Origin of the sequence: Kitasatospora sp. NPDC057965, from assembly GCF_042887135.1 — a bacterium.
Taxonomy (GTDB): domain Bacteria; phylum Actinomycetota; class Actinomycetes; order Streptomycetales; family Streptomycetaceae; genus Kitasatospora.
This window is the reverse complement of sequence record NZ_JBHVPZ010000033.1, coordinates 25,894-51,825: the sequence shown is the minus strand read 5'-3', so window position 1 is coordinate 51,825 and position 25,932 is coordinate 25,894. Positions and strand designations below refer to the sequence as shown.

The following is a 25,932-nucleotide window of genomic DNA, read 5'->3' as shown; positions in this document are numbered from 1 at the left end:
CCGTTCCGCCCGCTCACGCTGCCCCCTGACGCTTCAGTTCGCCCGCCAGCCGGTAGAGCCCGCCGAGGTCCACGCCCTCGCCCAGCAGCGGTAGCTCGTACGTCGGGAGCTTCAGCTGCTGCAGGTCGGCGCGGCGCGCCCGCTCCAGCTCCACCCGCTCGGCGTGCTCCCTGGCCTGCTCCAGCAGTGGGTCGAGCAGCGGCTCGACCGCCGCCCGGACGGTCTCCGGCTTGCGCGAGCGGCCGCCGAGGCCCGCCTCGCCGAGGGCCAGCGCGACCTCCTCGCGGTGGTCGCCGTCCACCGCGGCCACCGCCGCCGCGTCCAGCACCGGCGGGCGGACCATGTTGACCAGCACCCCGCCCACCGGCAGCCCGGACTCGTGCAGCTCGGCGATGCCGTCCACGGTCTCCTGGACCGGCATCTCCTCCAGCAGGGTGACCAGGTGAACGGCGGTCTCCGGCGACTTCAGCACCCGCATCACGGCCTGTGCCTGGCTGTGGATCGGCCCGATCCGGGCCAGCCCGGCCACCTCGGAGTTGACGTTCAGGAAGCGGGTGATCCGCCCGGTCGGCGGCGCGTCCATCACCACCGCGTCGTACCGGCGCCGGCCGTCCGGGCCCTTGCGGCGGGCGGCCTCGCAGGCCTTGCCGGTCAGCAGGACGTCCCGGACGCCGGGGGCGATGGTGGTGGCGAAGTCGACGAAGCCGACCTTCTGCAACGCCTTCCCGGCCCGGCCGAGCTTGTAGAACATGTCGAGGTACTCGAGCAGGGCCTGTTCGGTGTCGATGGCGAGCGCGTGCACCTCGCCGCCGGCCGCGCTGCCGTCCTGCGCCGGCGGCAGGCCCAGCTGGGCCGGGGTGACCGAGGCGATCCTGCGCTCCTCGTACGGCAGCGCCGCTATGCCGAACAGCTCGGCGATGCCCTGCCGGCCCTCCACCTCGATCAGCAGCGTCCGGCGGCCCTGCGCGGCGAGCGCCAGTGCCAGCGCCGCGGCCACCGTGGTCTTCCCGGTACCGCCCTTGCCGCTGACCACGTGCAACCGCACGCCCTCCCAGTCGGGATCGCGCCGGGCCGCCTGGCCGGGGGTGCGTGCCACGCTCCGTCTCCGTCCGTCTCCGAGGGCCGGCACCACACGGGTGCCCTTCCGCGAGGGTAACCAGGGACCGCACCGGATGCCGGGACTACCCCGGGGGCCGGGCCTGAATCATGCCCGCTTTGTGGGCCACTTCACACGCCGGAGCACGCCCGGGCGCGAACCGTGCCGGTCCGCCGGGACGGAGCGTCTAGAGTCTGGCCATGACCAAGTGGGAATACATGACGGCACCCCTGCTCGTGCACGCCACGAAGCAGATCCTGGACAACTTCGGCGAGGACGGCTGGGAGCTCGTCCAGGTCGTACCGGGTCCGAACCCGGAGCAGCTGGTGGCCTACTTCAAGCGGGAGAAGCGGGCATGAGCAAGGTCGAGGAGAAGCTTGCCGAGCTGGGTCTGACCCTGCCGCCGGTGGCCGCCCCGGTCGCCGCCTACGTCCCCGCCGTGCGCACCGGTGAGTTCGTCTTCACCTCCGGCCAGCTGCCGATGGTGGGCGGCAAGCTGCCGAACACCGGCAAGGTCGGCGCCGAGGTCACCCCGGAGGAGGCCAAGGAGCTCGCGCAGATCTGCGCGCTGAACGCGCTGGCCGCCGTCAAGTCGGTGATCGGCGACCTCGACCTGGTCGAGCAGGTCGTCAAGGTGGTCGGCTTCGTCGCCTCCGCCCCCGACTTCACCGGCCAGCCCGGTGTGATCAACGGCACCAGCGAGCTGCTCGGAAAGGTCCTCGGCGAGGCCGGCGTGCACGCCCGCAGCGCGGTCGGCGTCACCGTGCTGCCGCTGGACGCCCCCGTCGAGGTCGAGCTGCAGGTCCGGGTCCGCACCGGAGCCTGAGCCGCACCCGGGACCCAGTCGGGACCCACTCGGGACTCACCCGGGACGCACCCGGACCGGAGGACCCTCCCCGGGCGGGGTCGGACAGCGGATCACCCCTGTCCAACCCCGCCCCCGGGCGCTTAGCATCCGGGCATGGACCAGCGAGCAACGACGCTCCCGATGCCGCCCGGCTGGCCCGCCCGGATCCGGGCGGCCGACGCGGGTGCGCTGACCCCGCCCGTGCCGAAGCCGTCCGCCACCGTGGTGCTGCTCAGGGACACCGCCGCGGGCGGCGGCCCCGAGGCCTACCTGCTGCGCCGCCGCACCTCGATGGCGTTCGCCGCCGGCATGTACGCCTACCCCGGCGGCGGGGTGGACCGGCGGGACGCCGAGGCGGAGCTCGGCTGGGCCGGCCCCGGACCGCGCGCCTGGGCCGAGCGGCTCGGAGTGGACGCCGCGACCGCGCAGGCGGTGGTCTGCGCCGCGGTCCGCGAGACCTTCGAGGAGGCCGGCGTCCTGCTGGCCGGCCCGGACGCCGAGAGCGTCGCCGAGTCCCGTGACTGGAGCGCCGAGCGCGCCGCCCTGGAGGCCCACGAGCTCTCCTTCGCCGACTTCCTGCGCGACCACGGCCTGCTGCTGCGCAGCGACCTGCTGGCCGGCTGGGCGCGCTGGATCACCCCGGCGTTCGAGGAGCGCCGCTACGACACCTGGTTCTTCGTCGCCGCCCTGCCACCCGGGCAGGACGCCGCCCGCGAGGTCGGCGAGGCCGACCGGGTCGCCTGGCTCACCCCGGACGAGGCCGTCCGCGGCTACCAGGAGGGCCGGTTCGGCATGCTGCCGCCGACCGTCACCGTGCTGCGTGAACTGCGGCCGGTGCACAGCGCCGCCGAGGCGCTGGCGGTGGCGGCCGGCCGTTCGCTGGAGCCGGTGCTCGGCCGCGCCGAGGTGCGCGGGGAGCGGCTGACCGTCCGTTGGCCGGGGTACGACGAACTGACCATCGACGGGACCTTCCCCGAGTTCCCCGGGAAGCGGGTCGGCTGACGGCGCGCCGCCGTCCAGTACTGTCCGCTTCCGGCACCGCCCGTTGCGCCCGATTCCCCTTCCACCCGATCCACCCGATCCACCCGATCCATCCGATCCACCCGAGTCCCCGCAAGAGGAAAGGACCGACGCCCGATGACCCACAACGACGTGGCTCGCCGGACGGCACCCGAGATGCCCGCCCGCAGCCTGACCCCGCGCACCCCGGCCTGTGACAGCGGCCCGGCCCCGTTCACCGAAGTCGCCCAGCGCGCCCTCGTCCGGACGCTGCCGCTGCGCCTGCTGCATCGCGACGGCGAGGGCGGCCGGTGAGCGGACTCCTGCCCGGTGACCCCGCCGCCGCGATCGGCGGCGAGGCCACCCCCCGTGCGCTCTGCGTGCTGGCGCCGAACCCGTCCCCGATGACGCTGGACGGCACCAACACCTGGCTGCTCTCCGAGCCCGGCTCGGACCTCGCGGTGGTGATCGACCCGGGCCCGCTGCACGAGGGCCACCTGCGCCGGGTGATCGAGACCGCCGAGCAGCGGGGCCAGCGGGTGGCGCTCACCCTGCTGACCCACGGGCACGCCGACCACTCCGAGGGCGCGGCCCGGTTCGCCGAGCTGACCGGCACCGAGGTCCGCGCACTGGACCCGGCGCACCGGCTCGGCTCCGAGGGCCTCACGCACGGCCAGCGTCTGGACGTCGGTGGGCTCGACCTCCGGGTGGTCGGCACGCCCGGCCACACCTCGGACTCGCTGACCTTCCACCTGCCCGCCGACGGCGCCGTGCTCACCGGTGACACCGTGCTCGGCCGTGGCACCACGATGGTCGCGCACCCGGACGGCCGGCTCGGCGACTACCTGGACTCGCTGCGCCACCTGCACACCATGGCCGCCGAGCACGGTGTCCGGACGGTGCTGCCCGGCCACGGCCCGGTGCTCGCGGACGCGCTCGGCGCGGTGGACTACTACCTGGCGCACCGGGCGGGCCGGCTGGCCCAGGTGGAGACGGCGGTGGAGACCGGCTGCCGAACGGCCGCCGAGGTGGTGGCCCGGGTCTACGCGGACGTGGACCGCGCGCTGTGGCCGGCCGCCGAACTCTCGGTCCGCGCCCAGCTCCAGTACCTCCGGGAGCACGGGCTGATCCCCGACTGACGGCCGCGCGGGCAAGCCCGAGGCAGCCCGAGACAGCCCGAGAAGGCATGAGGTAGCCCGAGACAGCCCGAGAAGGCATGAGGTAGCCCGAGAAGGCATGAGGCCGCGCAGGCAGTGCGAAGGGCCCGCACGCCGGAGCGTACGGGCCCTTTCCGCAAGCGGTGCAGGCCCTAGCGGCCCGCGGTCACCGGGACCGGCGGGAGAGCCGCTCGACGTCCAGCAGGACGACCGCGCGGGCCTCCAGCTTCAGCCAGCCGCGGCCGGCGAAGTCGGCGAGCGCCTTGTTGACCGTCTCGCGGGAGGCGCCGACCAGCTGGGCCAGCTCCTCCTGGGTGAGGTCGTGGGCGACGTGGATGCCCTCCTCGGACTGCACGCCGAAGCGGCGGGAGAGGTCCAGCAGGGCCTTGGCGACGCGCCCGGGCACGTCGGAGAAGACCAGGTCGGACATCACGTCGTTGGTCCGGCGCAGGCGGCGGGCGATGGCGCGCAGCAGTGCGATCGAGACCTCGGGGCGGGCGTGCAGCCAGGGCTGGAGGTCGCCGTGGCCGAGGCCGAGCAGCTTGACCTCGGTCAGCGCGCTCGCGGTGGCGGTGCGCGGGCCCGGGTCGAACAGCGAGAGCTCGCCGATCATCTCGCTGGGGCCGAGGACGGCGAGCATGTTCTCGCGGCCGTCCGGCGAGGCGCGGTGCAGCTTGACCTTGCCCTCGGCGACGACGTACAGCCGGTCGCCCGGGTCGCCCTCGTGGAACAGCGACTCGCCGCGGGCGAGCGTCACCTCGGTCATGGAAGCGCGCAGCTCGCCGGCCTGTTCGTCGTCGAGTGCCGCGAAGAGTGCGGCGCGCCGCAGAACGTCGTCCACGTGCTTCCTCCTTCTCGGCCGGCCGGCCGTCAAGCCCTCCGGCACAAGTTCGTACAGTGCTCTGCATCACCAAGCATGGCGCATGTCGCTCCGATCATATGAGGAGGGGGTGCGCCGAGGTGAGCTGCGCGGGGCCATTCGTACCGCCGGAACCTTCCCGCTGACCGCCCGAACCGGCAGGTCAGCCGGTCAGTGGGGCGCCGCGGTTCAGTCCTGATCGGTCAAGTTCCGGAGCAGGACCGATCCAGCCGGGTCAGGCCAGGTCAGGCCGGGTCGGGCTCGGTCAGGCCGGGCCGGTCCGGGCCCGGGGGCGCGTGGACAGGCGCGCGGGTGGGGCGTGCGAGCGGGCGCCTCAGATCTGCGGCGGCTCGGGCAGGTCGGCGAGCGCCGTCGGCTGCCCCGCGCCCGGGGCCGGCAGCCCGAGCAGTCGCCGCATCGCCCGCCGGGCGCGGTCGGCGGCGCCGCGGTCGCCGTACAGCCGGCGGGCGTGGTTGAGCGCGAGCACCTGGCCGGTCAGCTCGAAGACGGTCTGCTCGGGCTCCGTGTCGGCGGGAAGCTGTCCGGCGGTGACCGCCAGCTCGACCTGGCGGCGCACCCTCCGCTGCCAGATCGCGTTGCGCGCCGCCACCGCCGAGCGGACCGGCCCGGGCTCCCGGTCGTCGAACTCGGCGGTCACCGTGGTGAAGAAGCAGCCGCCGGGCAGCAGATCGCGCTCCAGGTAGGACACCCAGGCCTCGCACTGGGCGAGCAGCAGCGGCAGACCCGGCGCGGCCCCGGCCGTCTCCGAGCGCCGCACCACCTCGCGGGCGAACAGCGCGACCGCCTCGTCGACGACGGCCAACTGCAGGCTCTCCTTGGTGCCGAAGTGGCCCAGGACGCCGGACTTGCTCATCGACAGGTCGGTGGCGAGCCTGCCGATGGTCAGTCCCTCCAGTCCCTCGACCGAGGCGAGGTCCAGGCCGCGGGCCAGGATCGAGGCGCGGGTCCGGCGGGTGTCGGCGGCGGATCTTCTGGGGCTCACCGCGCCAGTGTAGCGAGCGCCGGCCCTTTAGAGTCCGACCGTTCGGACGCTATAGTCCGGCGTGATGACGCCCCATCACCGATCCGTTTCCCGAGGAGCAGCCATGCCGGGTTCCCGCATCATCGCGCTGGGCCACCACCAGCCCGCGAAGGTCCTGACCAACCACGACCTGGCCCGGCTGGTCGACACCAGTGACGAGTGGATCCGGCAGCGCACCGGCATCGTGACCCGCCGCATCGCCGAGAACGAGACCGTCACCGACCTCGCCGCCTCCGCCGCCGGCAAGGCGCTGGCCGCCGCCGGACTGGCCCCCGAGGAGATCGACCTGGTGGTGGTCGCGACCTGCACCGCGATGGACCGCTGCCCGAGCATCGGCACCCAGGTCGCCGGCCGGCTGGGCATCCCGGCGGCCGTCGGCTTCGACGTCAACAACGGCTGCGCCGGCTTCTGCACCGCGCTGGCCACCGCCGACCACGCCGTCCGGGCCGGCGCCGCCCGGTACGCGCTGGTCGTCGGCGCGGAGCGGATGAGCGATGTCACCGACTGGACGGACCGCTCCACCTGCGTCCTGCTCGGCGACGGCGCGGGCGCCGCGATCCTCGGCCCGGACACCGCGACCGCCGGCCGCCCGGGCGTGGGGCCGGTGGTCTGGGGCTCCGACCCGACGAAGGGTCACGCCGTCCGGCTGGACGACGGCTGGCAGCCGCGGTTCCGCCAGGAGGGCCAGACCGTCTACCGCTGGGCGACCACCACGCTGGCCCCGATCGCCGAGGAGGCCTGCCGCCGGGCCGGTCTGACCCCCGCCGACCTGGGCGCGGTCGTCACCCACCAGGCCAACCTGCGGATCATCGAGGCACTGGCCGACCGGCTCGGCGCCGGCGGTGCGGTGGTGGCCCGCGACGTCGTCGAGTCCGGCAACACCTCGGCCGCTTCCGTCCCGCTCGCCCTCGCCAAGCTCGTCGAGCGCGGCGAGGTGCCCACCGGGGCCCCCGCCCTGCTGCTCGGCTTCGGCGGCGGCCTCTCCTGGGCCGGCCAGGTCGTCCGCTGCCCCTGAGCCGCCGCCTGCCCCCGAGCCGTCAGCTGCCTCCGGGCGGTCACCTGCCGTCGACGGGGTGCCGACCCGTGCCGACCCGGCGCGCAGCGGGCGGAGGGGGCGCGGGCCCAGCCGATCCGCCGCAGGAGCGCGGCCGTCCGGCGTAGCCTTCACGCATGGCAGAGAGCAAGGTCCGGACGACCGCGTCTGCGGGGAAGCCGGTCGGGAAGACGGTCAGGGTGGGCAAGCCCGAATCACGGCTGGCGATGGTGCGGCGGGCCCGGAGGATCAACCGGGAGCTGGCGGAGCTGTACCCGTACGCGCACCCGGAGCTGGACTTCGAGAACCCCTTCCAGCTGCTGGTGGCCACCGTGCTGTCGGCGCAGACCACCGACCTCCGGGTGAACCAGACCACGCCGGCGCTGTTCGCGAAGTACCCGGCGCCGGAGGACATGGCGGCGGCGAACCCGGCGGAGCTGGAGGAGATCATCCGGCCCACCGGCTTCTTCCGGAACAAGGCGAAGTCGCTGATCGGCCTGTCGATCGCGCTGCGCGACGAGTTCGACGGGGAGGTCCCGGGCCGGCTGGCCGACCTGGTCACCCTGCCCGGCGTCGGCCGCAAGACCGCCAACGTCGTCCTCGGCAACGCTTTCGGAGTCCCTGGAATCACCGTGGACACCCACTTCGGGCGGCTGGCCCGCCGGTTCGGGTGGACCACCGAGGACGACCCGGTCAAGGTCGAGGCGGCGGTCGCGGAGATCTTCCCGAAGTCCGAGTGGACGATGCTCTCGCACCGGGTGGTCTTCCACGGCCGGCGCGTCTGCCACTCCCGGAAGCCGGCCTGCGGAGCCTGCCCGATCGCACCGCTCTGCCCCGCCTACGGGGAGGGCGAGACCGATCCGGAGAAGGCGACGAAGCTGCTGAAGTACGAGCTGGGCGGCCACCCGGGCCAGCGGCTGCGCCCGCCCGCCGACTTCCCGGGCGAGGCCGGCGCCCGCGCGGACGCCGCCGCGCACCACGGTGAGGTCGCCGACCTGGCGGTGTCCGAGTGAGCGGGCGCAGAGCGCCGCAGGTCGAACGGGACGGGCTGCCGGCCTGGCTGGAGCCGGTCCGGGAGGCCGCGGAGCGGGTGCTGCCCGAGCAGCTGAGCAGCTTCCTGCCGCCGTCCGAGGGCGGCCGGGCCGCCGCCGTGCTGATGCTCTTCGGCGAGGGGGTGGCCGGGCCGGACCTGCTGCTCATCGAACGGGCCCGCTCGCTGCGCTCGCACGCCGGCCAGCCGTCCTTCCCGGGCGGCGCGCTCGACCCGGAGGACGGTGACCCGGCGGGGTCCGGGCCGGTGGCGGCGGCGCTGCGCGAGGCCTGGGAGGAGACCGGCCTGGACCCGGACGGCGTGCAGGTCTTCGCGACGCTGCCCGCGCTCTACATCCCGGTCAGCCGGTTCGTGGTGACGCCGGTGCTCGGCTGGTGGCGCGAGGAGTCGCCGGTCCGCCCGGTGGACCTGGGGGAGACCGGCGCGGTCTTCCGGGTGCCGATCGCCGAGCTGACCGACCCGGCCAACCGGGCCCGGCTGCGGCACCCGTCCGGCCACCTGGGGCCGGCCTTCGCGGTCGGCGGACGGCTGGTCTGGGGCTTCACCGCCGGGGTGATCGACCGGGTGCTGCACCACGGCGGGCTGGAGCGGCCGTGGGACGCGGGCCGGATCGTCGACCTCTCGGACGAGGCGCTGGCGCTGGTGCAGGGCGATCTGGAACGGTCCCGCGCGGCGCTCGGCCGCGACCCCGGGACACCGTGAACCACAGGGCGGCGGGCGGGGCCGGCCCCCGCACGGTCCCGGCCGGATTCGGCGTTAGCCCACTCGGGCGGACGGTCCGTCGTGGGAGGGTGTCCGGGTGAACGTCCTGGATGTGCTGTTGATCGCCGCCGCCCTCGGATTCGCCGTCTCGGGCTACCGGCAGGGCTTCGTGGTCGGAGTGCTGTCGGTCCTCGGCTTCCTGGGCGGCGGCCTGCTCGCCGTCCAGCTGCTGCCGCTGCTGCTGGACCACCTCAGCCCCGGGACGACCGCCTCGGTGATCGCCGTGGTGGTGGTGATCGTGCTGGCGGCCACCGGCCAGGCGATCACCACGCACTTCGGCTGGAAGCTGCGCGGCCACATCGACCGCCGCCCGGCCCGGGCCCTGGACGCCGCGGGCGGCGCCGTGGTCAACGTGATCTCGATGCTGCTGGTGGCCTGGCTGATCGGATCGGCGCTCGCCGGGACGTCCCTGCCGACCGTCTCCAAGCAGGTCCGCACCTCGGCCGTGCTGGGCGGCGTCCAGGACGCGCTGCCTAACGACGCGCCCAACTGGTTCTCGGACTTTTCCAAGGTGCTCGCCCGTAACGGCTTCCCGCAGGTGTTCAACCCCTTCGAGCACGAGCCGATCACCCAGGTCGACACCCCCGACCCGGCGCTGGCCGCCAGCCCGGCGGTGGCCAAGGCGCGGCAGAGCCTGGTCAAGGTGGTCGGCACCGCCACCGCCTGCGGCAAGACGCTGGAGGGCAGCGGCTTCGTCTACGCCCCGCACCGGGTGATGACCAACGCCCACGTGGTCGGCGGCGTCGACGAGCCGACCGTGCAGGTCGGCGGTGTCGGCCAGCTGTACGACGCGACGGTGGTCAGCTACGACTGGCAGCGCGACATCGCCGTCCTCGACGTGCCCAAGCTGAACGCGCCGGCGCTCACCTTCGCGGGCGAGGCGAAGACCAACGACAGCGCCATCGTCGCGGGCTTCCCCGAGAACGGCGCCTTCAATGTCCAGCCGGCCCGCATCCGCGGCCGGATCCAGGCCAACGGCCCGGACATCTACCACCGCGGCCAGGTCGTCCGCGACGTCTACTCGGTGCGCTCGCTGGTCCGCCAGGGCAACAGCGGCGGGCCGCTGCTCACGCCGGACGGCCAGGTGTACGGGATGGTGTTCGCGAAGTCGCTGGACAGCGCGGACACCGGGTACGTGCTGACCGCCGCCGAGGTCCGCCAGGACGCCGAGCAGGGGGCCGCGGCGACGGGGCGGGTGGACACCCAGGGCTGCGCGCTCTGATCCACGGCGATCGGTGCTGATCTGCGTCGATCGGTGCCGGTGCCGGGGCTGATCCGCGTCGGCCGGTGCGGGTCCGGGTCGGCCGGTGCGGGTCCGGGTCGGCCGGTGCCGGTGCGCGCTGATCCCGGTCAGGTGTCCCGGCGGAGCCGGGCGCCCACCCAGCGGGCGCGGCGGCCGAGGATGTGCGGGATGCCGAGCTGCCGCTGCGCCGTGCGCGGGTGGCCGCCCGCGCCGTCGAAGCCGGTGTCGTAGCCGCCGTCGTAACCGCGGTCGTCCGCCCACTCGGGACGGTGGGCGGAACGCTGCGGGCTGTTGCTGTGCTGTCGGCCGCGCGGGGCGCTGCCGCGATCGGGCATCCAGGTCATACCGCAATGGATGCCCCTGGGCCGACGGGGGTAACCGCCCGGCGGGGCACCAACGTGGCCTATGCGTTTGTCATATGAACGTCACATCAAGGGAGTTGGGACCTTCGGCCCTGTTCGCCCATCCGGGGGCCGGGGCCCTCGCCCCGTGTCCTTTCCCGGCTCGGGGCCGTTGATCCTCAAGCCCCCTCCGGCACTCGCGGACCTCAGTCCTTGTGCCGGCCGATCCAGTCCAGCAGCTCGGCGGTGAACTGTTCCGGCGCCTCCTCGTGCGGGAAGTGCCCGACCCCCGGCATCAGCCGCCAGCGGTACGGCGCGGCCACGTACTCGCCGCCGCCCAGCGCGGTGTGCGACAGCAGCACCGGGTCCGCCGCGCCCTGGACGTGCAGGGTGGGGGCGGTGATCGGCTTCTTCATCCGTCGGGCGAACTGGATGCCGTCCGGGCGGGCCATCGAGCGCAGCAGCCAGCGGTAGGGCTCGACTGAGCAGTGTGCGGTGCTGGGGATCTGGATCGCCCGCCGGTACGCGGCGACCGCCGTGCGGTCCAGCTGGGTGCGGCCGGTCCAGGCGTCCAGGTAGCGGCCGACCAGCTCGGCGTCGTCCGCCACCAGCCGGCGCTCCGGTATCCACGGCCGCTGGAAACCCAGCACGTGCTCGAAGGCGGCCAGCTGCTTGCGGTCGGTGAGCAGCGCCCGGCGGAGGTCGCGGGGGTGCGCGGCGGAGACGACGGTGAGGCTCTGGATCACCGAGGGCCGCATCACGGCCGCCACCCAGGCCAGCGTGCCGCCGGAGGCGTGGCCGACCAGGTGCGCCCGGTCCTCGCCGAGGGAGCGGATCACCCCGGTGATGTCCAGCGCGAGGTTGCCGGGGTCGTAGCCGCGCGGGGTGCGGTCGCTGCCGCCGATGCCGCGCAGGTCCACGGCGACGGCCCGGTAGCCCGCCGCGGCCAGCGCGGTCAGCTGGTGGCGCCAGGCCCACCAGTACTCGGGCCAGCCGTGCACCAGCAGGACCAGCGGGCCCTCGCCGAGCTCGGCGATGTGGAACCGCGCGCCGTTGGCGGCGAGGTCGCGGTGGATCCACGGCCCGGCCTGCCTGACGTCCCAGGCGGCCGGGGGCGTGCCCGGGGCGTCGCCGGGGGCGGTGAGGCCGGAGCTGTCGGACGGCTGCGCGGGCACGGGCTTCTGGTCGAGCGACATACCGAGAGCGTGTCACATCCGCGCGCCGTGCACGCGCCCGGCACTCGCACTCGGACCCTTCCGGCCCGGCGCGTACCGGGCGCGCTTCCCTGGCGCTCCCATGGCGCTCCGGTGGCGCCTCCCTGGCGCGTGCCGACCGGGCCCCGACGCGGTGGCCGGCTCGGCAGCGGCTGGCCGGCGACGCACGGGATGGGCCTGCGAGGTTGGCCTACGGGGAGGGCTTACGGGGAGGGCCTACGGGATGCGGCCGAGGGCGCGGTCGATCTCCTCCTTGGTGGCGGGACGCGGCCGGGCGTTCTTCAGGACGTCGGCGGTCTTCTGCGCACCCTCGATGGTGCGGACCGGCTTCTCGATCTTCTTGAACGAACGCAGTGCCAGCAGGCCCAGCAGCACGGCCAGCAGCAGGTACGCGCCGGCCACGATGAGGAACGACCAACCGAGTGACAGGCCCAGCGCGTGGATGCCGAACGCGGCGGCGGCGCTCAGCATCGGGACGGCGGCCAGCGCGACCACACCGGCGACGCCCAGCGAGACGCCGCCGGAGACGCCGCGCTTGACGTCGGCGCGGATCTCGGCCTTGGCGAGCGCGATCTCGTCGTGGACCAGGGCGGACAGGTCGGCGGTGGCCGCGGCGAACAGCTGCCCCACCGAACGCTCGCCCTCGTAGGGCGCCCGGCCGTTGCTGGACGGGTCTGCGGCTCCTGCGGGCATCAGCGGTACTCCTCTTCGGTGGACTGTCGACAGTTCAGAATCATGCCCCTACCGGAGGAGCGGACACCACTCCGGGGCCCCGCCGGGGGGACGTGTCCGGCGGGCGGGCCGCTCAGCGGGCTCCGTCGACGTCCTCGTCGGCGCCCTTGTCGGCGCCCTTGTCGGCGCCCTCGCCGGTCCTTCCGCCGACCGGGCGGGTCGGGCCCGCGTCCGGCTGCCCCGAGCCCGTCGGCCGGGCCCGTTCGGCCATGCGGCGCTGCCAGGCCGGGTCGTCCAGCTGGTAGACGTCGGGGATGTCGTCGCCGTCGAGGTCGCGGTCCTCCTCCTCGCACAGCTCGCGGTAGTGCCGGTTGCGCAGCTTCAGCAGCACGGTGGCGATCAGCGCGCATATCAGCGAGCCCACCAGGACGGCGGCCTTGGCCCGGTCGGCGAGCGCCGGGTCGTCCGGGAAGGCCAGCTCGTCGATCAGCAGCGAGACGGTGAAGCCGATGCCGGCCAGGACCGAGACGGCGAACAGGTCGGCCCACTTGAGCTGAGGGTTCAGCTCGGCCCGGGTGAAGCGGGCGGTCAGTCGGGTGCCGCCGTACACGCCCACGGTCTTGCCGACCAGCAGGCCGACCATGATGCCGATCGGGGTGGCCTGGGTGAACACCTCGCGCAGCGCCGGACCGGAGATCGTCACCCCGGCCGCGAACAGGGCGAAGACCGGTACCGCCAGCCCGGCCGAGAGCGGGCGGACCAGGTGCTCGATGTGCTCGCCGGGGGACTGCTTCTCGTCGCCCTCGCGGTGGCAGCGGAGCATCAGGCCCATCGCGACGCCCGCCACCGTGGCGTGCACGCCGCTCTCGTGCATCAGCGCCCAGACCACGAAGGCGAGCGGGACGAACAGGTACCAGCCGTGCACCCCGCGCCGGTGCAGGAACCAGAACAGCGCGAGGCCGGCGAAGGCCAGCCCGAGGGCCCAGAACTTGATGCCGGAGCTGTAGAAGACCGCGATGATCAGGATCGCGATCAGGTCGTCCACCACCGCGAGGGTGAGCAGGAAGGCGCGCAGCGCGGAGGGCAGGTGGCTGCCGACCACGGCCAGCACACCGAGCGCGAAGGCGATGTCGGTGGCGGTGGGGACGGCCCAGCCGCTGGGGTGACCGCCGGGGCCGGCGTTGATGAGCGCGTACAGGACGGCGGGCAGCGCGACGCCGCAGACGGCGGCCACGACGGGGAGCAGTGCCGCGCTGGGGGTGCGCAGCTCGCCCGCCACGAACTCGCGTTTGAGCTCGATGCCGGCGACGAAGAAGAAGATCGTCAGCAGCCCGTCCTTGGCCCAGGTGCCCAGGGTGAGGTCGAGGTGCAGGGGGGCGGAGGGGCCGACGGTGTGGTTCAGCACGGACTGGTACGCGTCCGGCCAGACGTTGGCCCAGATCAGTGCCACGACCGCGGCGGTGAGCAGCAGGATTCCGCCCACGGTCTCGGTGCGCAGGGCGTCGGCGAGGTAGTTGCGCTCGGGGAGGGACAGTCGGCCGAGGAACTGGCGGCGTCGGGTCGTCGTCGGCTCGTGAACGGGCGGCTGGCTGGCCACGCGCGGCCTCCTGGGGGCGAGGGGACGGTGTGTGGATGCACCGGTGGTGCATCGCCGACCAGACTTCCCGGCTCGCCCTGTGACGCGGACCTGTGGATCACGTGGATCATGCAGGTCTTGTCGCGTCCTTAGCAGTCTAGCGTGACGACAAAGTGGCATCCGGATTGTCCTAATTAAGGACTTAATCCCTCTTTGCCTCGATGTGCACCTGTTCGTGCGCGGTCCGGGGAGGACTCTCCGTCCGGACAAGCCGGTGCCCCGGGCGGTCACGACCACCCGGGGCACCGGCACGCATGCGTCACGCGCGTCTCACCACGCGGTTCAGCTCTCGCCGTCCGCCGACGGAAGCTGGGCCTGGATGAGGTTCATCACCGAGGAGTCGGCCAGCGTGGTGGTGTCGCCGACCTCGCGGCCCTCGGCGATGTCGCGCAGCAGGCGGCGCATGATCTTGCCGGAGCGGGTCTTCGGCAGCTCGCCGACCACCTTGATCTGCTTCGGCTTCGCGATCGGGCCGAGCGTGCGGCCGACGTGCGCCCGCAGCTCCTCGACCAGCTCGGGGCTGTCGGTGGCGCTGCCGCGCAGGATCACGAAGGCGACGATCGCCTGGCCGGTGGTGGCGTCGGTGGCGCCGACCACCGCGGACTCGGCCACCGCCGGGTGCCCGACCAGGGCCGACTCGACCTCGGTGGTCGAGATGTTGTGGCCGGAGACCAGCATGACGTCGTCGACCCGGCCGAGCAGCCAGATGTCGCCGTCCTCGTCCTTCTTGGCACCGTCACCGGCGAAGTAGCGGCCCTCGAAGCGCGACCAGTAGGTGTCGATGTAGCGCTGGTCGTCGCCCCAGATGGTGCGCAGCATGGACGGCCACGGCTCGGTGAGCACCAGGTAGCCGCCGGAGCCGTTCGGGACCTCGACGGCGTTGTCGTCGACCACGGTGGCCGCGATGCCCGGCAGCGCGCGCTGGGCCGAGCCCGGCTTGGTCTCGGTGACGCCCGGCAGCGGGCTGATCATGATCGCGCCCGTCTCGGTCTGCCACCAGGTGTCCACGATCGGGGCCTTGCCGGCGCCGATGTGCTCGCGGTACCAGATCCAGGCCTCGGGGTTGATCGGCTCGCCGACGCTGCCCAGCACCCGCAGCGAGGACAGGTCGAACTTCGCGGGGATGTCGTCGCCCCACTTCATGAAGGTGCGGATCGCGGTCGGCGCGGTGTAGAGGATCGTCACGCCGTACTTCTGGACGATCTCCCAGAACCGGCCCTGGTGCGGGGTGTCCGGGGTGCCCTCGTAGATGACCTGGGTGGCGCCGTTGGAGAGCGGGCCGTAGACGATGTACGAGTGGCCGGTGACCCAGCCGATGTCGGCGGTGCACCAGTAGACGTCGGACTCCGGCTTGAGGTCGAAGACCGCGTGGTGGGTGTAGCTGGCCTGGGTGAGGTAGCCGCCCGAGGTGTGCAGGATGCCCTTGGGCTTCCCGGTGGTGCCCGAGGTGTAGAGGATGAAGAGCGGGTGCTCGGCGTCGTGCGCCTCGGGGGTGTGCTCGGTGGACTGGCGCGCGGTGGCCTCGTGCCACCAGACGTCGCGGCCCTCGGTCCAGGCGATGTCCTGGCCGGTGCGGCGCACGACCAGGACGTGCTCGACGCCGTCGACCTTGGTCAGCGCCTCGTCGATGGCCGGCTTGAGGGCGGACGGCTTGCCACGCCGGTAGCCGCCGTCGGCGGTGATGACCAGCTTGGCCTGGGCGTCCTGGATGCGGGAGGCCACGGCGTCGGCGGAGAAGCCGCCGAAGACCACCGAGTGGGTGGCGCCGATCCGGGCGCAGGCGAGGATCGCGACGACGGCCTCGGCGATCATCGGCAGGTAGATCGCGACCCGGTCGCCCTTGGCGACACCGAGCTCCAGCAGCGCGTTGGCGGCCTGCGAGACCTCGTCCTTGAGCTGCGCGTAGGTGATCGAGCGGCCGTCGCCGGGCTCGCCCTCGAAGTGGATGGCGACGCGGTCGCCGTTGCCGGCCTCGACGTGCCGGTCGACGCAGTTGTAGGCCACGTTGAGCTTGCCGTCGGCGAACCACTTGGCGAACGGCGGGTTGGACCAGTCGAGGGTCTGGGTGGGCTCGACGGCCCAGTCGAGGCGGCGGGCCTGCTCGGCCCAGAAACCGAGGCGGTCCTCGGAGGCCTGTGCGTACGCGGCCGCGGTGACGTTGGCGGCTGCGGCGAGCTCTGCCGGCGGGGCGAAGCGCCGCTCCTCCTTGAGCAGGTTGGCCAGGCTCTCGTTGCTCAACGCGCACTCCTCATGAGTCATGATCGGGGTCGTTTCCCGTGCGTGGGGATTGTCCCGTGTGTCCCAGCGCACAGCTCACCAGGCGAAGAGGTCAGTTGACAAGAGGCTCCGGATAATTGGTGTAGACCTTTGACCGGAGGTCGAACGGTCGCCCGAGGTCGGCGGCGCCCCGGGGCAGGGCTGGGAGGTGGGCCCGCGTCCTTGGCCCGCCCGTCAGGACGCGGGCCCGTCTCACGCGGCCAGGCCGGGCCCTCCCTCTCTCCGGGCCGGATCCGCTGCGGCGGTGCCGGTGGCCGGAACCTGTTCGAATCCGTCCAGACGTCCGGGCGTGTCGCGCTCCTGCCGTACGGAGGCCGCCGCGGCCGGGGTCGCGGCCTCGACCGGCCCGAAGCGGCCGCTCTCCCGGTCGAGCACATAGGCCTGGGCGGTGGCGAAGTCGAAGTACATGCCGACCAGCCGCAGGGTGCCCTCGGTCACCCGCCGTTCCACCGCCGGGTTGGCCATCAGCTGGTCCAGCTGCTGGACCACATTGGTGATGCAGAGCTGCTCGGTCAGGTCGACCGCCGGGCGGTCGGTGAACTCGGCCGGGACCCTGCGCAGCCGGTCCAGTGAGCCGCGGCCGTTGCGCAGCCAGCGGGCCAGCGGGGTGGGCCGGCCGGGCTGCTCGTGCACGCCGTCGAGCAGGGCCTTCATCGCTCCGCAGCCCGAGTGCCCGCAGACCGTGATCGACCGGACCTCCAGCACCTCCACCGCGTACTGCACCGCCGCCGCCACCGAGTCGTCGGCCGCGCCCGGCTCGTGCGGCGCCGGCACCAGGTTGCCGACGTTGCGCACGGTGAAGAGGTCCCCCGGACCGCTGTTGGTGATCATGCTGGTGACCATGCGGGAGTCCGCGCAGGTCAGGAAGAGCTGTGAGGGCGTCTGCCCCTCCCGGGCGAGCCTGGCCAGCTCGGGCCGCACCAGCGGGGCGGTGTGCAGCTGGAACACCCGCACCCCGTCCAGCAGCCGGCCGTGCGGGTCCTCCTGCTGCTCGATGCAGTGGTGCCCGGCCCAGGGTGTCCAGGCGCGGCAGCGGTGCGGGCCCGGAGAACTGCCGGTGCGGACCGTGCCGTCCGGATCGAGCACCTCGTCGTCCTGGCGGCGCGTCACCATCGACACCCGCCCCCCGCCCGCCTGGTGGGCGGTGCGCCAGCTGTGCACCGTCTCGTAGGCGGCGTGGTCCAGGAAGGAGCCGTCGTGGACCACGGCGACCTCCGCACCGGCCGGGATGCCCGCCAGCGCCCGGCTGAGCCGGGGCACCGCGGTGAAGGTGAGCGGGCCGTGGGTCTCCACCGTGAACGATCCGCCGGGGCCGGCCAGGACGTCCACATGGGCGCGGGTCAGCCGGTAGAGCGCGAGCAGGACGGCCGTCGCCGCGCCGAGCGCCACCCCCGGCAGGACGCCGAGCAGCACCACGGCGACCACGGTGGTCAGATAGACGGGGAACTCGCGGTGGCGGTGCACCTTGCGGATGTGCGCGAAGCTCACCATCTGCAGACCGACGACCAGCACCAGGGCGGCGAGCGCGGCGAGCGGGATCCGGCGCAGCCCGCCGGTGAGGGCCAGTGCCGCCGCCAGCACCCACACCCCGTGCAGGACGGAGGAGCGCCGGCTGCGCGCGCCGGCCCGGACGTTGGCCGTGCTGCGCACCGCGCCACCGGCGACGGGCAGCCCGCCGACCAGTCCGCTGACCATGTTGGCGAGTCCCTGGCCGCGCAGTTCGCGGTCCAGGTCCCCGGTGCGGCGCGACATCCGGTCGACCGCGACGGCGGAGAGCAGCGACTCGACGCTCGCCACGGCGGTGACGGTCAGTACGGCGGCCAGGACGGCGAGGGGCGGTCCGTGCGGCAGGTCGGGGGCGAGCCCGTGCGGCTGCCAGGCGGGCAGTTCGACCCGGGCGAGCCGCAGGTCCAGCGCGACGGCGAGCGCGGTGGCGGCGGCGACGGCCGCGAGCGGGCCGGGGACCTTGGCCAGCCGGGTGCCGAACTCCCCGCACCGGCCGGGGAGCCGGCCCAGCCGGGGCCAGCCGAGCAGCACGGTGACGGTGACCGCGCCGACGGCCAGGGCGGCGGGGTGAGGGGTCGACAGTTGGGCGGGCAGGGCGAGCAGGTTGGCCAGTGCCGAGCTCTGCGGGGAGCCGCCGAGGACGACGTGCAGCTGGGCGATGGCGATGGCCAGGCCGACGCCGGCCAGCATGCCGTGCACGATGGCGGGTGAGACCGCCAGTGCGGTGCGGGCCACCCGCCTTGCCCCGAGAAGGAGTTGGAGCAGGCCGGCGGCGAGGGTGATGGTGCAGGTGGCCTGCCAGCCGTACTGGGCGATGAGCCCGGCGGTGATCACGGTGAGCGCGGCCGAGGGGCCGCTGACCTGCAGCGGGGTGCCGCCGAACAGGCCGACCACGATGCCGCCGACGGCCGCCGCGGCGAGGCCGGCGCTGAGCGGGGCGCCGGTGGCGAGGGCGATGCCGAGGGAGAACGGCACGGCGATCAGGAACACCACCAGCGAGGCCGAGAGGTCCTGTGCCCAGGTGGCGCGGGGACGTCGGCCCGGTGGGGCGTGGTCGGTGGTGTCGGAGGCGATGGGGGCGATGGAGATGTCGAGGGTCATGGGTCTTCCCGTCTGTCCGGGGGAACGAACGCAGTCAGGTCCGGCGGTGAGTCCGGTCGTGGGCTCGGTGAAGCGGATCGGCTGTCGTGGGTCGCGACGGTGTGGCGGGATGGCGCGGTCGGGCCGGGAGTGCGGGTGTCACCGGCCGGGCCTTGGTCCATCGGGCCGCCCGGCGGCCGCTCGGCGGGGCGCTGGGAGGAGCCAGGCCACGGCGAGGGGGTACCGGGACGGAAGCGGAACATCAAGACTCGGTAAACCGAGGGTAATGAGAGCTTTGCACAGCGTCATCCGGAGCGACAGTGAATAACCGCCCCATTCACTCCATTGGGTGGTGGTCGAACGGACCGGAATCTGCTGGTGGAGGCCCTGTCGGGGACGCGCGCGGGCCGCGGCCCCCGTGCGGGGGACCGCGGCCCGCGGGTGCTGCGGCGGTGCTCCGGCTCAGACCGCCGCGCCGGCGGCGCTGGGCTCACCGACCGGGGCGGACCCGCCGTCGAGCACGAAGTCCGGGTCGACCTGGGCGGCGAGGTCCGTGCCGACCTTCGCGTTGGCCCAGCTCTCGGCGTTGCGCAGATGGAAGTGGACGGCCTGCTCGGTGTACCGGCGCGGGTTCCGCAGCTCGTACGCGGCGTCGGCGGCCACGCGCAGCTCGTCCAGCACGGCGCGGTTGGCGGGTTCGAGGGCGCGCAGCGGCGGCTGTGCGCCCTGCTCCAGGCGGCGCACCCAGTCGGACTGGCCGAAGGCGGTCAGCAGGTCCTCGCCGACCTCCCGGCGCAGGAAGTCCAGGTCGTCCGGACCCTGCACCTTGTTGCCGACGACCCGCAGCCTTACGTCGAAGTCGCGTGCGTAGTCCCGGTACTGGCGGTACACCGAGACACCCTTGCGGGTGGGCTCGGCGATCAGGAAGGTGAGGTCGAAACGGGTGAACAGCCCCGAGGCGAAGGAGTCGGAGCCCGCGGTCATGTCGGTCACCACGTACTCCCCCCGGCCGTCGACCAGGTGGTTGAGCAGCAGCTCGACCGCGCCGACCTTGGAGTGGTAGCAGGCGACGCCGAGGTCCTCCTCGGTGAACGCGCCGGTCGCCAGCAGCCGGGCCGAGCCCTCGTCGAGCGCGACCGGCCGGGCGCAGGCCGTGTAGACCGGGTTCTCCTCGACGATCCGCAGCAGCCGCGAGCCCCGGCCGGGCGGGGTGGTCTTGATCATCTCCTCGGCGGAGCGGATCAGCGGGTTGCTGCCGCGCAGGTACTCCTTGATCTCGGGCAGTCGGGCCCCCAGTGCGGGCAGTGCGGCGGCCTGGTCGTCCGTCAGCCCGAGGGCCGGGCCGAGGTGCTGGTTGATGTCGGCGTCGACGGCGAGGACCGGCCGGCCCGCGGCGGCCAGGTGGCGGATGAACAGTGCGGACAGCGTGGTCTTGCCGCTGCCGCCCTTGCCGACGAAGGCGATCTTCATCTTGGAACTCCGGCTCTCGCTGCTGGGGCTCTCGCTGCTGGGCCCGCCGCGGTCGCGGCAACGCGCCGCGGCGAGGTCGACGATCTTCCGAGCTGGAAATCGTTGTCGTCTTCGACGGCGGTCATGCTATCGGGGGTTTGGGGTCGCTGGCCGGAGGGAAGTGAGGATTGCCTCTAACGGGTGATCCGAGGTTGCTGTTCCGGGTGGGGCGCCCGGGTCATTACTCTCGGGTAGGTGAGCACTGGAACAGATCCCCTCGCCCCGCTGGCCCAGCTCCCCGGAGTGCCGGACGCGGTGGCCGAGGTGCGCAAGGCCGTCGACCGCCTCTACGGCCACCGGGTGATGCGTCGCCGCGCGGCCGAGGTCACCTCCGAGTCCGCCCTGCGCGGCGCCCGCGCCTCGGCCGCGCTGGCCGGGGCCGACTGGCCGTTGGAGGAGGTCCGACGGCGCAGTGACTTCGGCGCGGACGCCGAGGCCCGCGCGGTGGGCGCCGCGCTGCGGGTGGCGGCCGAGGCGGGCCAGCTGCTGAGCATCTGGCGGCACTCGCCGCTCCAGGTGCTGGCCCGGCTGCACCTGCTGGCGGTCGGGGACGCCGACCCCGCGGCGGGCCGCCCGCGGCAGGGCGGCGAGGGCGCCGACGACCCGTTCCCGCTGGAGCTGATGCCGGCGGAGGGCGTCGCGGCGGACCACGGCCCGGCGACCGCGCCGGCCGCCGCGGTGACGGACGGGCCGGTGCCGGCGCTGCCCGCGGCGCCCGGCCCGGAGGAGGTCGCCGCCCGGCTCGACCAGCTCTCCCGGCTGCTGGTCGCCCGCGCGGAGGGCCAGGGCGTCGGGACGCCGGCCCTGGTGGTCGCCTCGGTGGTGCACGGCGAACTGCTGGCGCTGCGGCCGTTCGGCGCGTACAACGGCCTGATCGCCCGGGCCGCCCAGCGGATCGTGCTGATCGCCGAGGGGCTCGACCCGAAGTCGATCTGCCCGGCCGAGGTCGGTCTGGTGGAGCTGGGGACGGACGCCTACCGGCGGGCGCTGGCCGGCTACCTGGCGGGGACGCCCGAGGGCCTGGCGGCCTGGATCGGCCACTGCGGCCGGGCGTTGCGGCTCGGCGTGCGGGAGAGCACGGCGGTCTGCGAGGCGATGCAGCGCGGCATGGTCTAGGGCCTGGCCCGGTGGGTGGATCCACCCACCCGAACAGCCCGGACAGCAGGATGCGGCGGCACCTGATCCTGCCAGGTGCCGCCGCTGGCACAGATGCCGGGTGACCATGCATGCACCGGAAAGTGCCGATCAGACGGGGATCCTGCCCGTTCGTCTGGTCCGGCGGCCCGACAGCGGGTCGGCTGCATGTGGGTGCTCGGTCATCTGTACGGCGGTCCGTGGGGCCTGAACTGCGTTGTCGGTTTGACCTCTTCGGTCCTGACCGGGTCTCGCGGGCCGTGCTTCATTTGTATCGCGTTTCGGGCGAAAGGGGAACCCGAAAAGTGGCGTCTTGGGCTTTTGACCGTTTTGTCCAACGCCTCGTGCTCAGGCCGCCGGGCGGCGGCGCCTGGCCGCGTACCAGATGACCCCGGCCGTCAGTGCGGCCGTGCCCACCGCCACCGCCGTCAGCACCGAGCGGCTCGGCGCGGAGAATTCCGGGAGCCTCCGCCGGAGTTCCACCGGCTTGTCGAAGACCAGCACCGGCCACTCGCGGGCCACCGCCTCCTTGCGCAGCGCCCGGTCCGGGTTGACCGCCGAGGGATGGCCGACCGCCTCCAGTAGCGGCAGGTCGGTCGACGAGTCGCTGTAGGCGTAGCACTCGGTCAGGTCGTAGCCCTCGACCCCGGCCAACTCCCGGATCGCGGCGGCCTTGTTCTCGGCGTAGGCGTAGTACTCGATCTCGCCGGTGTAGCAGCCGTCCTCGATCTTCAGCCTGGTCGCGATCACGTGGTCCGCGCCGAGCAGCGCACCGATCGGCTCGACCACCTCGGAGCCGGAGCTGCTGACGATGACCACGTCGCGGCCGGCCGCGTGGTGCTGCTCGATGAGCGAGGCGGCCTCGTCGTAGATGATCGGGTCGATCAGGTTGTGCAGGGTCTCGGCGACGATCTCGCGCACCTGCTGCACGTTCCAGCCCCGGGTCAGCGCGGAGAGGTACTCCCGCATCTTCTCCATCTGGTCGTGGTCCGCGCCGCCCACCAGGAAGACGAACTGGGCGTACGCACTTCGCAGGACGGCCCGACGGTTGATCAGGCCGCCCTGGTAGAACGGACGGCTGAACGCGAGGGCGCTCGACTTGGCGATGATCGTCTTGTCGAGGTCGAAGAAGGCGGCGGTGCGCGGGCCGGTCGGACCGGGTCGCACGGTCGGCGGACGGGGCCCGGACGGGCCGGAGCCGGGCGCTCCGGGGCGTGCGTCGGTCACGGCCGTCCCGTCGGGCCCGGGTGTCCCGTCGGTTCCGGCGGCTGCGGCGGTGGAGTCCGGGGACTCGTCGGCGTGCTCGTCGGCGTTCTCGGTGGTGTCCACGGGAACCGAGGATAGAGGGCGCCGCAAAACAGCCCGCCATTCGGCGTACTCGTGGGCGTGCGGGTTTGTGTTTCTGGCCGCTCGGGTACACCATGGAAGTCACGGATCGTTCGCGACCGTGCTAACCCGGTCCGGCTCCTCCCCCCCGAGTCGGGCCGTGGATAGACGACCCCCGCTCTCCCCCCCGGCGGGGGTCGTCGCACGTCCGGGGCCATTTTCAGGGCTTGAACGGCCCGTCGTGCGGATCCGCGGGCCGGCCCCCGTGGCGCCTACAGGGGGTGTCGGGGAACGGGGGCGGTCGCACGTTTTCGTCACTCTCAGTGGATGGTTCATAGGGCGTCGCTCATGGTCGGCGCCGGCCCCGGCCGCTTCGGGAATGCGGTCGGACCTGCCCCGGGGAGCGCGCGGTCCGCGCGGTGCTATCCGGTCGCGTCGGTATGGCGGTTCATCTCCGTGAGCCCGTTTCGTCAATTCTTTGTCCAATAGCCCCCCGTGCGGGTGAACGTTTTCGTCCACAGCCCATGAGTTGTCCACAGGGATTCGGAACCAGGCGGACGGAATCCGGATCACCGTCCACCGTGATGTCCGGCGGTGGTCGCCGGGTCCGTGCCGCGGGCCCGGCGACCGGCTGCCGGACCGACCGGACACCAGGACGACAGGGGAGCCCGCATGACGAAGCCCATCACCGACCACGCCACCACCGGCGGGCCGGAGCCCGTCGGGCCGCTCGTCCTCACCGGGGACGACGGCCTGGCCGAGCAGCTGCTGCGGATCTGCGCGGCGGCCGGCACCGAGCCCCGGCTGATCCGGGGCGAGCCGCCGCCGCGCGAACTGTGGGAGGGCGCCTCGCTGGTCCTGGTCGGCGACGACCGGTCCGGACAGTGCGCCGGGCTGCCCCGCAGACCCGGGGTGCTGCTGCTCGGGCTGGACCTCGACGACGCGGGTGTCTGGGTCAGGGCCGTCCAACTCGGCGCGGAGCACGTGCTGTTCCTGCCCGATGCCGAGGCCTGGCTGCTCGACCGCGTCGCCGACGCCGCCGAAGGGGTGGGCGCTCCCGCGCGCACCGTCGCCGTGCTCGGCGGGCGGGGCGGCGCGGGCGCCTCCACCCTGGCCTGCGCGCTCGCGGTCACCGCCGCGCGCCGGGGCCTGCACACCGTGCTGGTCGACGGCGACCCGCTCGGCGGCGGCCTCGACATCCTGCTCGGCGGCGAGACGGCCGCCGGCCTGCGCTGGCCGGACCTCGCCGGTTCCCGGGGCCGGGTGAACGGCGCCGAGCTGGCCCGGGCGCTGCCCGCGCTCAAGCGGCTCCGGACCCTGTCCTGCCTGTCCTGGGACCGCAGCGACACCCTCGCGGTGCCGCCCGAGGCCATGCGCAGCGTGCTGGCCGCCGCCCGCCGCCGGGGCGGACTCGTGGTGGTCGACGTGCCCCGACGGCTGGATCCGGCGGCCGGGCAGGCTCTGGAGCAGTCCGACACGGCGCTGCTGGTGGTGCCGGCCGAACTGCGCGCGGTGGCGGCCGCCGACCGGGTGGCCGCGTCCGTCCGGATGCGGCTGGACGATGTGCGGGCGGTGGTGCGGCCGCCGGGTCCCCTCGGGATCCCCCCGAACCGGGTGGCCCGGGGACTGCGGATGCAGCTCGCCGGGGTGCTGGAGCCGGAGCCCGGACTGGCCGTCGACCTCGAACAGGGCGTACCGCCCGGCATCCGGGAGAGCGGGCCGCTCGCCCGCTTCTGCGGGGCGTTCCTGGACGAGGTGCTGCCGCCGGTGCCGGCGGTCGAGGGGGGTGTCGCCTGATGGTGCGTCTGCGCAGGTCCGACGACGGTCCGGGTGCCGACCGCGGTGGTGGCGGGCCCGGGCCGGGTGAGCGGCGCGGGCTGCGGAGCGTCCCGGGTCCCGGGAGCGTCCCGGCGCCCCGGGCCGAACCGAACGCCTACGGCCGGACGGCGCGGGAGGAGCGTGCCGCCGCGCTGGTCGACGCCGTCCGGCTGCGGCTGGCCGAGTCCGGGTCGCCGCCGACCGCCGGCTCGGTGGCGACCGCCCTGCGCGCCGCCAGGCCGCCGCTCGGCGGCGACGACGTCCTGGACACCGTGCGCTCGCTCTGCGCCGAACTGGTGGGTGCGGGCCCGCTGGAACGGCTGCTGGCGGCGCCCGACGTCACGGACGTCCTGGTCAACGGACCGGACGAGATCTGGTTCGACCGGGGCGGCGGGCTGCGCCGGGCCACCGGCGTGCGCTTCACCGACCCGGAGGCGGTGCGCCGACTCGCCCACCGCCTCGCCACGGCGGCCGGGCGGCGGCTCGACGACGCGCGGCCCTGGGTGGACGCCCGGCTGCCGGACGGCACCCGGTTGCACGCCGTCCTGCCGCCGATCGCGGCCGGCTGCACCCACATCTCGCTGCGGGTGTGCCGCCCCCGGCCGTTCGGTCTCGACGAGCTGGTGACCGGCGGGGCGCTCCCGCCGCGCGGCGGCGAGCTGCTGGCCGCCGTGGTGCGGGCCCGGCTCTCGCTGCTGATCAGCGGGGGCACCGGCACGGGGAAGACCACGCTGCTCGCGGCGTTGCTCGGTCTGGTCGGTCCGGAGGAGCGGATCGTCGTCGCCGAGGACTCCGCCGAACTGCGGCCCGACCACCCGCACGTGGTGCGGCTCCAAGGGCGCCCGCCCAACCAGGAGGGGCTGGGCGAGCTCACCCTGCGGGACCTGGTCCGCCAGGCACTGCGGATGCGGCCCGACCGGCTGGTGGTCGGGGAGGTGCGCGGTGCCGAGGTGGCCGACCTGCTCGCCGCCCTCAACACCGGCCACGAAGGCGGCACCGGAACGGTCCACGCCAACACGGCGGCGGACGTGCCGGTCCGGCTGGAGGCGCTCGGCTCGCTGGCCGGGCTCGACCGTCCGGCCCTGCACAGCCAACTCCGCGCCGCCCTCGACCTGGTGGTGCACCTGGTGCGGGACCAGGCGACCGGGCGCCGGCGGGTCGCCGAGATCCACACCCTGGACGGCGACCGGCGCGGGCTCGCCGTCACCACCCCGGCGGTGGCGTTCACGGCGGACGGCGCCACCGTCCCGGGCCCCGGCTGGGAGCGTCTGACCGGTCTGCTCGCCGCCCGGGGAGCCGCCGTCGAGGAGGGCCCGTCGTGACGGCCGGG

At 74.0% G+C, this 25,932-nt stretch carries 23 protein-coding genes; 12 read left to right on the top strand and 11 right to left on the bottom strand.

Annotation, left to right across the window (positions count from 1 at the left end; all coding sequences use genetic code 11):
- Nucleotides 1–13 precede the first annotated feature (13 nt).
- Nucleotides 14–1,096 (bottom strand): ArsA-related P-loop ATPase, encoded by a 1,083-nt coding sequence (locus tag ACFVVU_RS32395; protein WP_387793719.1) that lies wholly within the window; start codon nt 1,094–1,096, stop codon nt 14–16.
- A 200-nt stretch (nt 1,097–1,296) separates the two neighbouring features.
- Between ACFVVU_RS32395 and ACFVVU_RS32390 the strand changes: the two genes are divergently transcribed.
- From ACFVVU_RS32390 to ACFVVU_RS32370, 5 genes are all read left to right on the top strand, one after another.
- On the top strand, nt 1,297–1,455 hold the full coding sequence (locus ACFVVU_RS32390) for a DUF4177 domain-containing protein (protein ID WP_158845411.1): 159 nt from the start codon (nt 1,297–1,299) through the stop codon (nt 1,453–1,455).
- The gene (locus tag ACFVVU_RS32385) at nt 1,452–1,922 is read left to right on the top strand and encodes a RidA family protein (protein ID WP_380683153.1); all 471 of its coding nucleotides are present in this window, start codon (nt 1,452–1,454) and stop codon (nt 1,920–1,922) included. Before ACFVVU_RS32390 ends, ACFVVU_RS32385 begins: the two co-directional genes overlap by 4 nt.
- Nucleotides 1,923–2,057: 135 nt before the next feature.
- Nucleotides 2,058–2,945, top strand: a complete 888-nt coding sequence (locus ACFVVU_RS32380) for an NUDIX hydrolase (protein WP_387793717.1) — start codon at nt 2,058–2,060, stop codon at nt 2,943–2,945.
- A gap of 135 nt (nt 2,946–3,080) precedes the next feature.
- Nucleotides 3,081–3,257: a hypothetical protein gene (locus tag ACFVVU_RS32375; protein WP_380683151.1), complete on the top strand. Its 177-nt coding sequence runs from the start codon at nt 3,081–3,083 to the stop codon at nt 3,255–3,257.
- Nucleotides 3,254–4,081 carry an MBL fold metallo-hydrolase gene (locus ACFVVU_RS32370; RefSeq protein ID WP_387793715.1) on the top strand — a complete coding sequence of 276 codons (828 nt, stop codon included), beginning with the start codon at nt 3,254–3,256 and terminating at the stop codon, nt 4,079–4,081. The genes ACFVVU_RS32375 and ACFVVU_RS32370 overlap by 4 nt, the downstream gene beginning before the upstream one ends.
- 184 nt (nt 4,082–4,265) lie before the next feature.
- Here the strand turns inward: ACFVVU_RS32370 and ACFVVU_RS32365 are convergent, their stop codons facing one another.
- Together ACFVVU_RS32365 and ACFVVU_RS32360 are read right to left on the bottom strand one after the other, a co-directional pair.
- Nucleotides 4,266–4,940, bottom strand: coding sequence for a Crp/Fnr family transcriptional regulator (locus ACFVVU_RS32365; protein ID WP_030288117.1), 675 nt, complete (start codon nt 4,938–4,940; stop codon nt 4,266–4,268).
- A 352-nt stretch (nt 4,941–5,292) separates the two neighbouring features.
- Nucleotides 5,293–5,961 (bottom strand): TetR/AcrR family transcriptional regulator, encoded by a 669-nt coding sequence (locus ACFVVU_RS32360; protein ID WP_387793713.1) that lies wholly within the window; start codon nt 5,959–5,961, stop codon nt 5,293–5,295.
- A gap of 103 nt (nt 5,962–6,064) precedes the next feature.
- Here ACFVVU_RS32360 and ACFVVU_RS32355 point away from each other — a divergent pair, with 103 nt between their 5' ends.
- The 4 genes from ACFVVU_RS32355 to ACFVVU_RS32340 all read left to right on the top strand — a co-directional run bounded on the left by ACFVVU_RS32355 (nt 6,065) and on the right by ACFVVU_RS32340 (nt 10,068).
- Nucleotides 6,065–7,015 carry a beta-ketoacyl-ACP synthase III gene (locus tag ACFVVU_RS32355; protein WP_387793711.1) on the top strand — a complete coding sequence of 317 codons (951 nt, stop codon included), beginning with the start codon at nt 6,065–6,067 and terminating at the stop codon, nt 7,013–7,015.
- A 155-nt stretch (nt 7,016–7,170) separates the two neighbouring features.
- Complete coding sequence (nth, locus tag ACFVVU_RS32350; protein ID WP_387793709.1) at nt 7,171–8,046, top strand: endonuclease III; 876 nt, start codon at nt 7,171–7,173, stop codon at nt 8,044–8,046.
- Nucleotides 8,043–8,786: an NUDIX hydrolase gene (locus tag ACFVVU_RS32345; protein WP_380683146.1), complete on the top strand. Its 744-nt coding sequence runs from the start codon at nt 8,043–8,045 to the stop codon at nt 8,784–8,786. The genes nth and ACFVVU_RS32345 overlap by 4 nt, the downstream gene beginning before the upstream one ends.
- 97 nt (nt 8,787–8,883) lie before the next feature.
- Nucleotides 8,884–10,068: a MarP family serine protease gene (locus tag ACFVVU_RS32340; RefSeq protein WP_380683145.1), complete on the top strand. Its 1,185-nt coding sequence runs from the start codon at nt 8,884–8,886 to the stop codon at nt 10,066–10,068.
- Between the two features lie 128 nt (nt 10,069–10,196).
- Here the strand turns inward: ACFVVU_RS32340 and ACFVVU_RS32335 are convergent, their stop codons facing one another.
- The 7 genes from ACFVVU_RS32335 to ACFVVU_RS32305 all read right to left on the bottom strand — a co-directional run bounded on the left by ACFVVU_RS32335 (nt 10,197) and on the right by ACFVVU_RS32305 (nt 20,285).
- The gene (locus ACFVVU_RS32335; protein ID WP_355360332.1) at nt 10,197–10,433 is read right to left on the bottom strand and encodes a hypothetical protein; all 237 of its coding nucleotides are present in this window, start codon (nt 10,431–10,433) and stop codon (nt 10,197–10,199) included.
- 203 nt (nt 10,434–10,636) lie between these two features.
- A complete protein-coding gene (locus tag ACFVVU_RS32330) occupies nt 10,637–11,626 on the bottom strand; it encodes an alpha/beta fold hydrolase (RefSeq protein WP_380683144.1) in 990 nt (329 codons plus the stop codon).
- Between the two features lie 234 nt (nt 11,627–11,860).
- Nucleotides 11,861–12,337 carry a phage holin family protein gene (locus ACFVVU_RS32325; protein ID WP_350558600.1) on the bottom strand — a complete coding sequence of 159 codons (477 nt, stop codon included), beginning with the start codon at nt 12,335–12,337 and terminating at the stop codon, nt 11,861–11,863.
- A gap of 112 nt (nt 12,338–12,449) precedes the next feature.
- On the bottom strand, nt 12,450–13,913 hold the full coding sequence (nhaA, locus tag ACFVVU_RS32320; protein ID WP_387793706.1) for a Na+/H+ antiporter NhaA: 1,464 nt from the start codon (nt 13,911–13,913) through the stop codon (nt 12,450–12,452).
- Between the two features lie 321 nt (nt 13,914–14,234).
- Entirely contained in the window at nt 14,235–16,211 is a 1,977-nt protein-coding gene (acs, locus tag ACFVVU_RS32315; RefSeq protein WP_380688453.1) for an acetate--CoA ligase, read from the bottom strand.
- Nucleotides 16,212–16,421: 210 nt separating this feature from the next.
- Nucleotides 16,422–18,836 carry a SulP family inorganic anion transporter gene (locus ACFVVU_RS32310; protein ID WP_387793703.1) on the bottom strand — a complete coding sequence of 805 codons (2,415 nt, stop codon included), beginning with the start codon at nt 18,834–18,836 and terminating at the stop codon, nt 16,422–16,424.
- A 441-nt stretch (nt 18,837–19,277) separates the two neighbouring features.
- The gene (locus ACFVVU_RS32305) at nt 19,278–20,285 is read right to left on the bottom strand and encodes an ATP-binding protein (RefSeq protein ID WP_387793701.1); all 1,008 of its coding nucleotides are present in this window, start codon (nt 20,283–20,285) and stop codon (nt 19,278–19,280) included.
- A 234-nt stretch (nt 20,286–20,519) separates the two neighbouring features.
- On the opposite strand from ACFVVU_RS32305, the gene ACFVVU_RS32300 reads away from it, so the two are divergent.
- Nucleotides 20,520–21,440, top strand: a complete 921-nt coding sequence (locus ACFVVU_RS32300) for an oxidoreductase (RefSeq protein ID WP_387793700.1) — start codon at nt 20,520–20,522, stop codon at nt 21,438–21,440.
- 366 nt (nt 21,441–21,806) lie between these two features.
- Here ACFVVU_RS32300 and ACFVVU_RS32295 read toward each other — a convergent pair whose 3' ends face one another.
- The gene (locus ACFVVU_RS32295) at nt 21,807–22,625 is read right to left on the bottom strand and encodes an HAD family hydrolase (protein ID WP_380685557.1); all 819 of its coding nucleotides are present in this window, start codon (nt 22,623–22,625) and stop codon (nt 21,807–21,809) included.
- A gap of 831 nt (nt 22,626–23,456) precedes the next feature.
- Here ACFVVU_RS32295 and ssd point away from each other — a divergent pair.
- Nucleotides 23,457–24,581, top strand: a complete 1,125-nt coding sequence (gene ssd, locus ACFVVU_RS32290; protein ID WP_380685543.1) for a septum site-determining protein Ssd — start codon at nt 23,457–23,459, stop codon at nt 24,579–24,581.
- Nucleotides 24,581–25,924 carry a TadA family conjugal transfer-associated ATPase gene (locus tag ACFVVU_RS32285; RefSeq protein ID WP_380685545.1) on the top strand — a complete coding sequence of 448 codons (1,344 nt, stop codon included), beginning with the start codon at nt 24,581–24,583 and terminating at the stop codon, nt 25,922–25,924. The genes ssd and ACFVVU_RS32285 overlap by 1 nt, the downstream gene beginning before the upstream one ends.
- Nucleotides 25,925–25,932: the final 8 nt, after the last annotated feature.

Coding starts and splice junctions, on each gene's coding strand:
- ACFVVU_RS32390 (WP_158845411.1), top strand. CDS start 1,297: ATGACCAAGTGGGAATACATGACGGCACCCCTGCTCGTGCACGCCACG.
- ACFVVU_RS32385 (WP_380683153.1), top strand. CDS start 1,452: ATGAGCAAGGTCGAGGAGAAGCTTGCCGAGCTGGGTCTGACCCTGCCG.
- ACFVVU_RS32380 (WP_387793717.1), top strand. CDS start 2,058: ATGGACCAGCGAGCAACGACGCTCCCGATGCCGCCCGGCTGGCCCGCC.
- ACFVVU_RS32375 (WP_380683151.1), top strand. CDS start 3,081: ATGACCCACAACGACGTGGCTCGCCGGACGGCACCCGAGATGCCCGCC.
- ACFVVU_RS32355 (WP_387793711.1), top strand. CDS start 6,065: ATGCCGGGTTCCCGCATCATCGCGCTGGGCCACCACCAGCCCGCGAAG.
- nth (WP_387793709.1), top strand. CDS start 7,171: ATGGCAGAGAGCAAGGTCCGGACGACCGCGTCTGCGGGGAAGCCGGTC.
- ACFVVU_RS32335 (WP_355360332.1), bottom strand. CDS start 10,433: ATGACCTGGATGCCCGATCGCGGCAGCGCCCCGCGCGGCCGACAGCAC.
- ACFVVU_RS32330 (WP_380683144.1), bottom strand. CDS start 11,626: ATGTCGCTCGACCAGAAGCCCGTGCCCGCGCAGCCGTCCGACAGCTCC.
- ACFVVU_RS32325 (WP_350558600.1), bottom strand. CDS start 12,337: ATGCCCGCAGGAGCCGCAGACCCGTCCAGCAACGGCCGGGCGCCCTAC.
- acs (WP_380688453.1), bottom strand. CDS start 16,211: ATGACTCATGAGGAGTGCGCGTTGAGCAACGAGAGCCTGGCCAACCTG.
- ACFVVU_RS32310 (WP_387793703.1), bottom strand. CDS start 18,836: ATGACCCTCGACATCTCCATCGCCCCCATCGCCTCCGACACCACCGAC.
- ACFVVU_RS32305 (WP_387793701.1), bottom strand. CDS start 20,285: ATGAAGATCGCCTTCGTCGGCAAGGGCGGCAGCGGCAAGACCACGCTG.
- ssd (WP_380685543.1), top strand. CDS start 23,457: ATGACGAAGCCCATCACCGACCACGCCACCACCGGCGGGCCGGAGCCC.
- ACFVVU_RS32285 (WP_380685545.1), top strand. CDS start 24,581: ATGGTGCGTCTGCGCAGGTCCGACGACGGTCCGGGTGCCGACCGCGGT.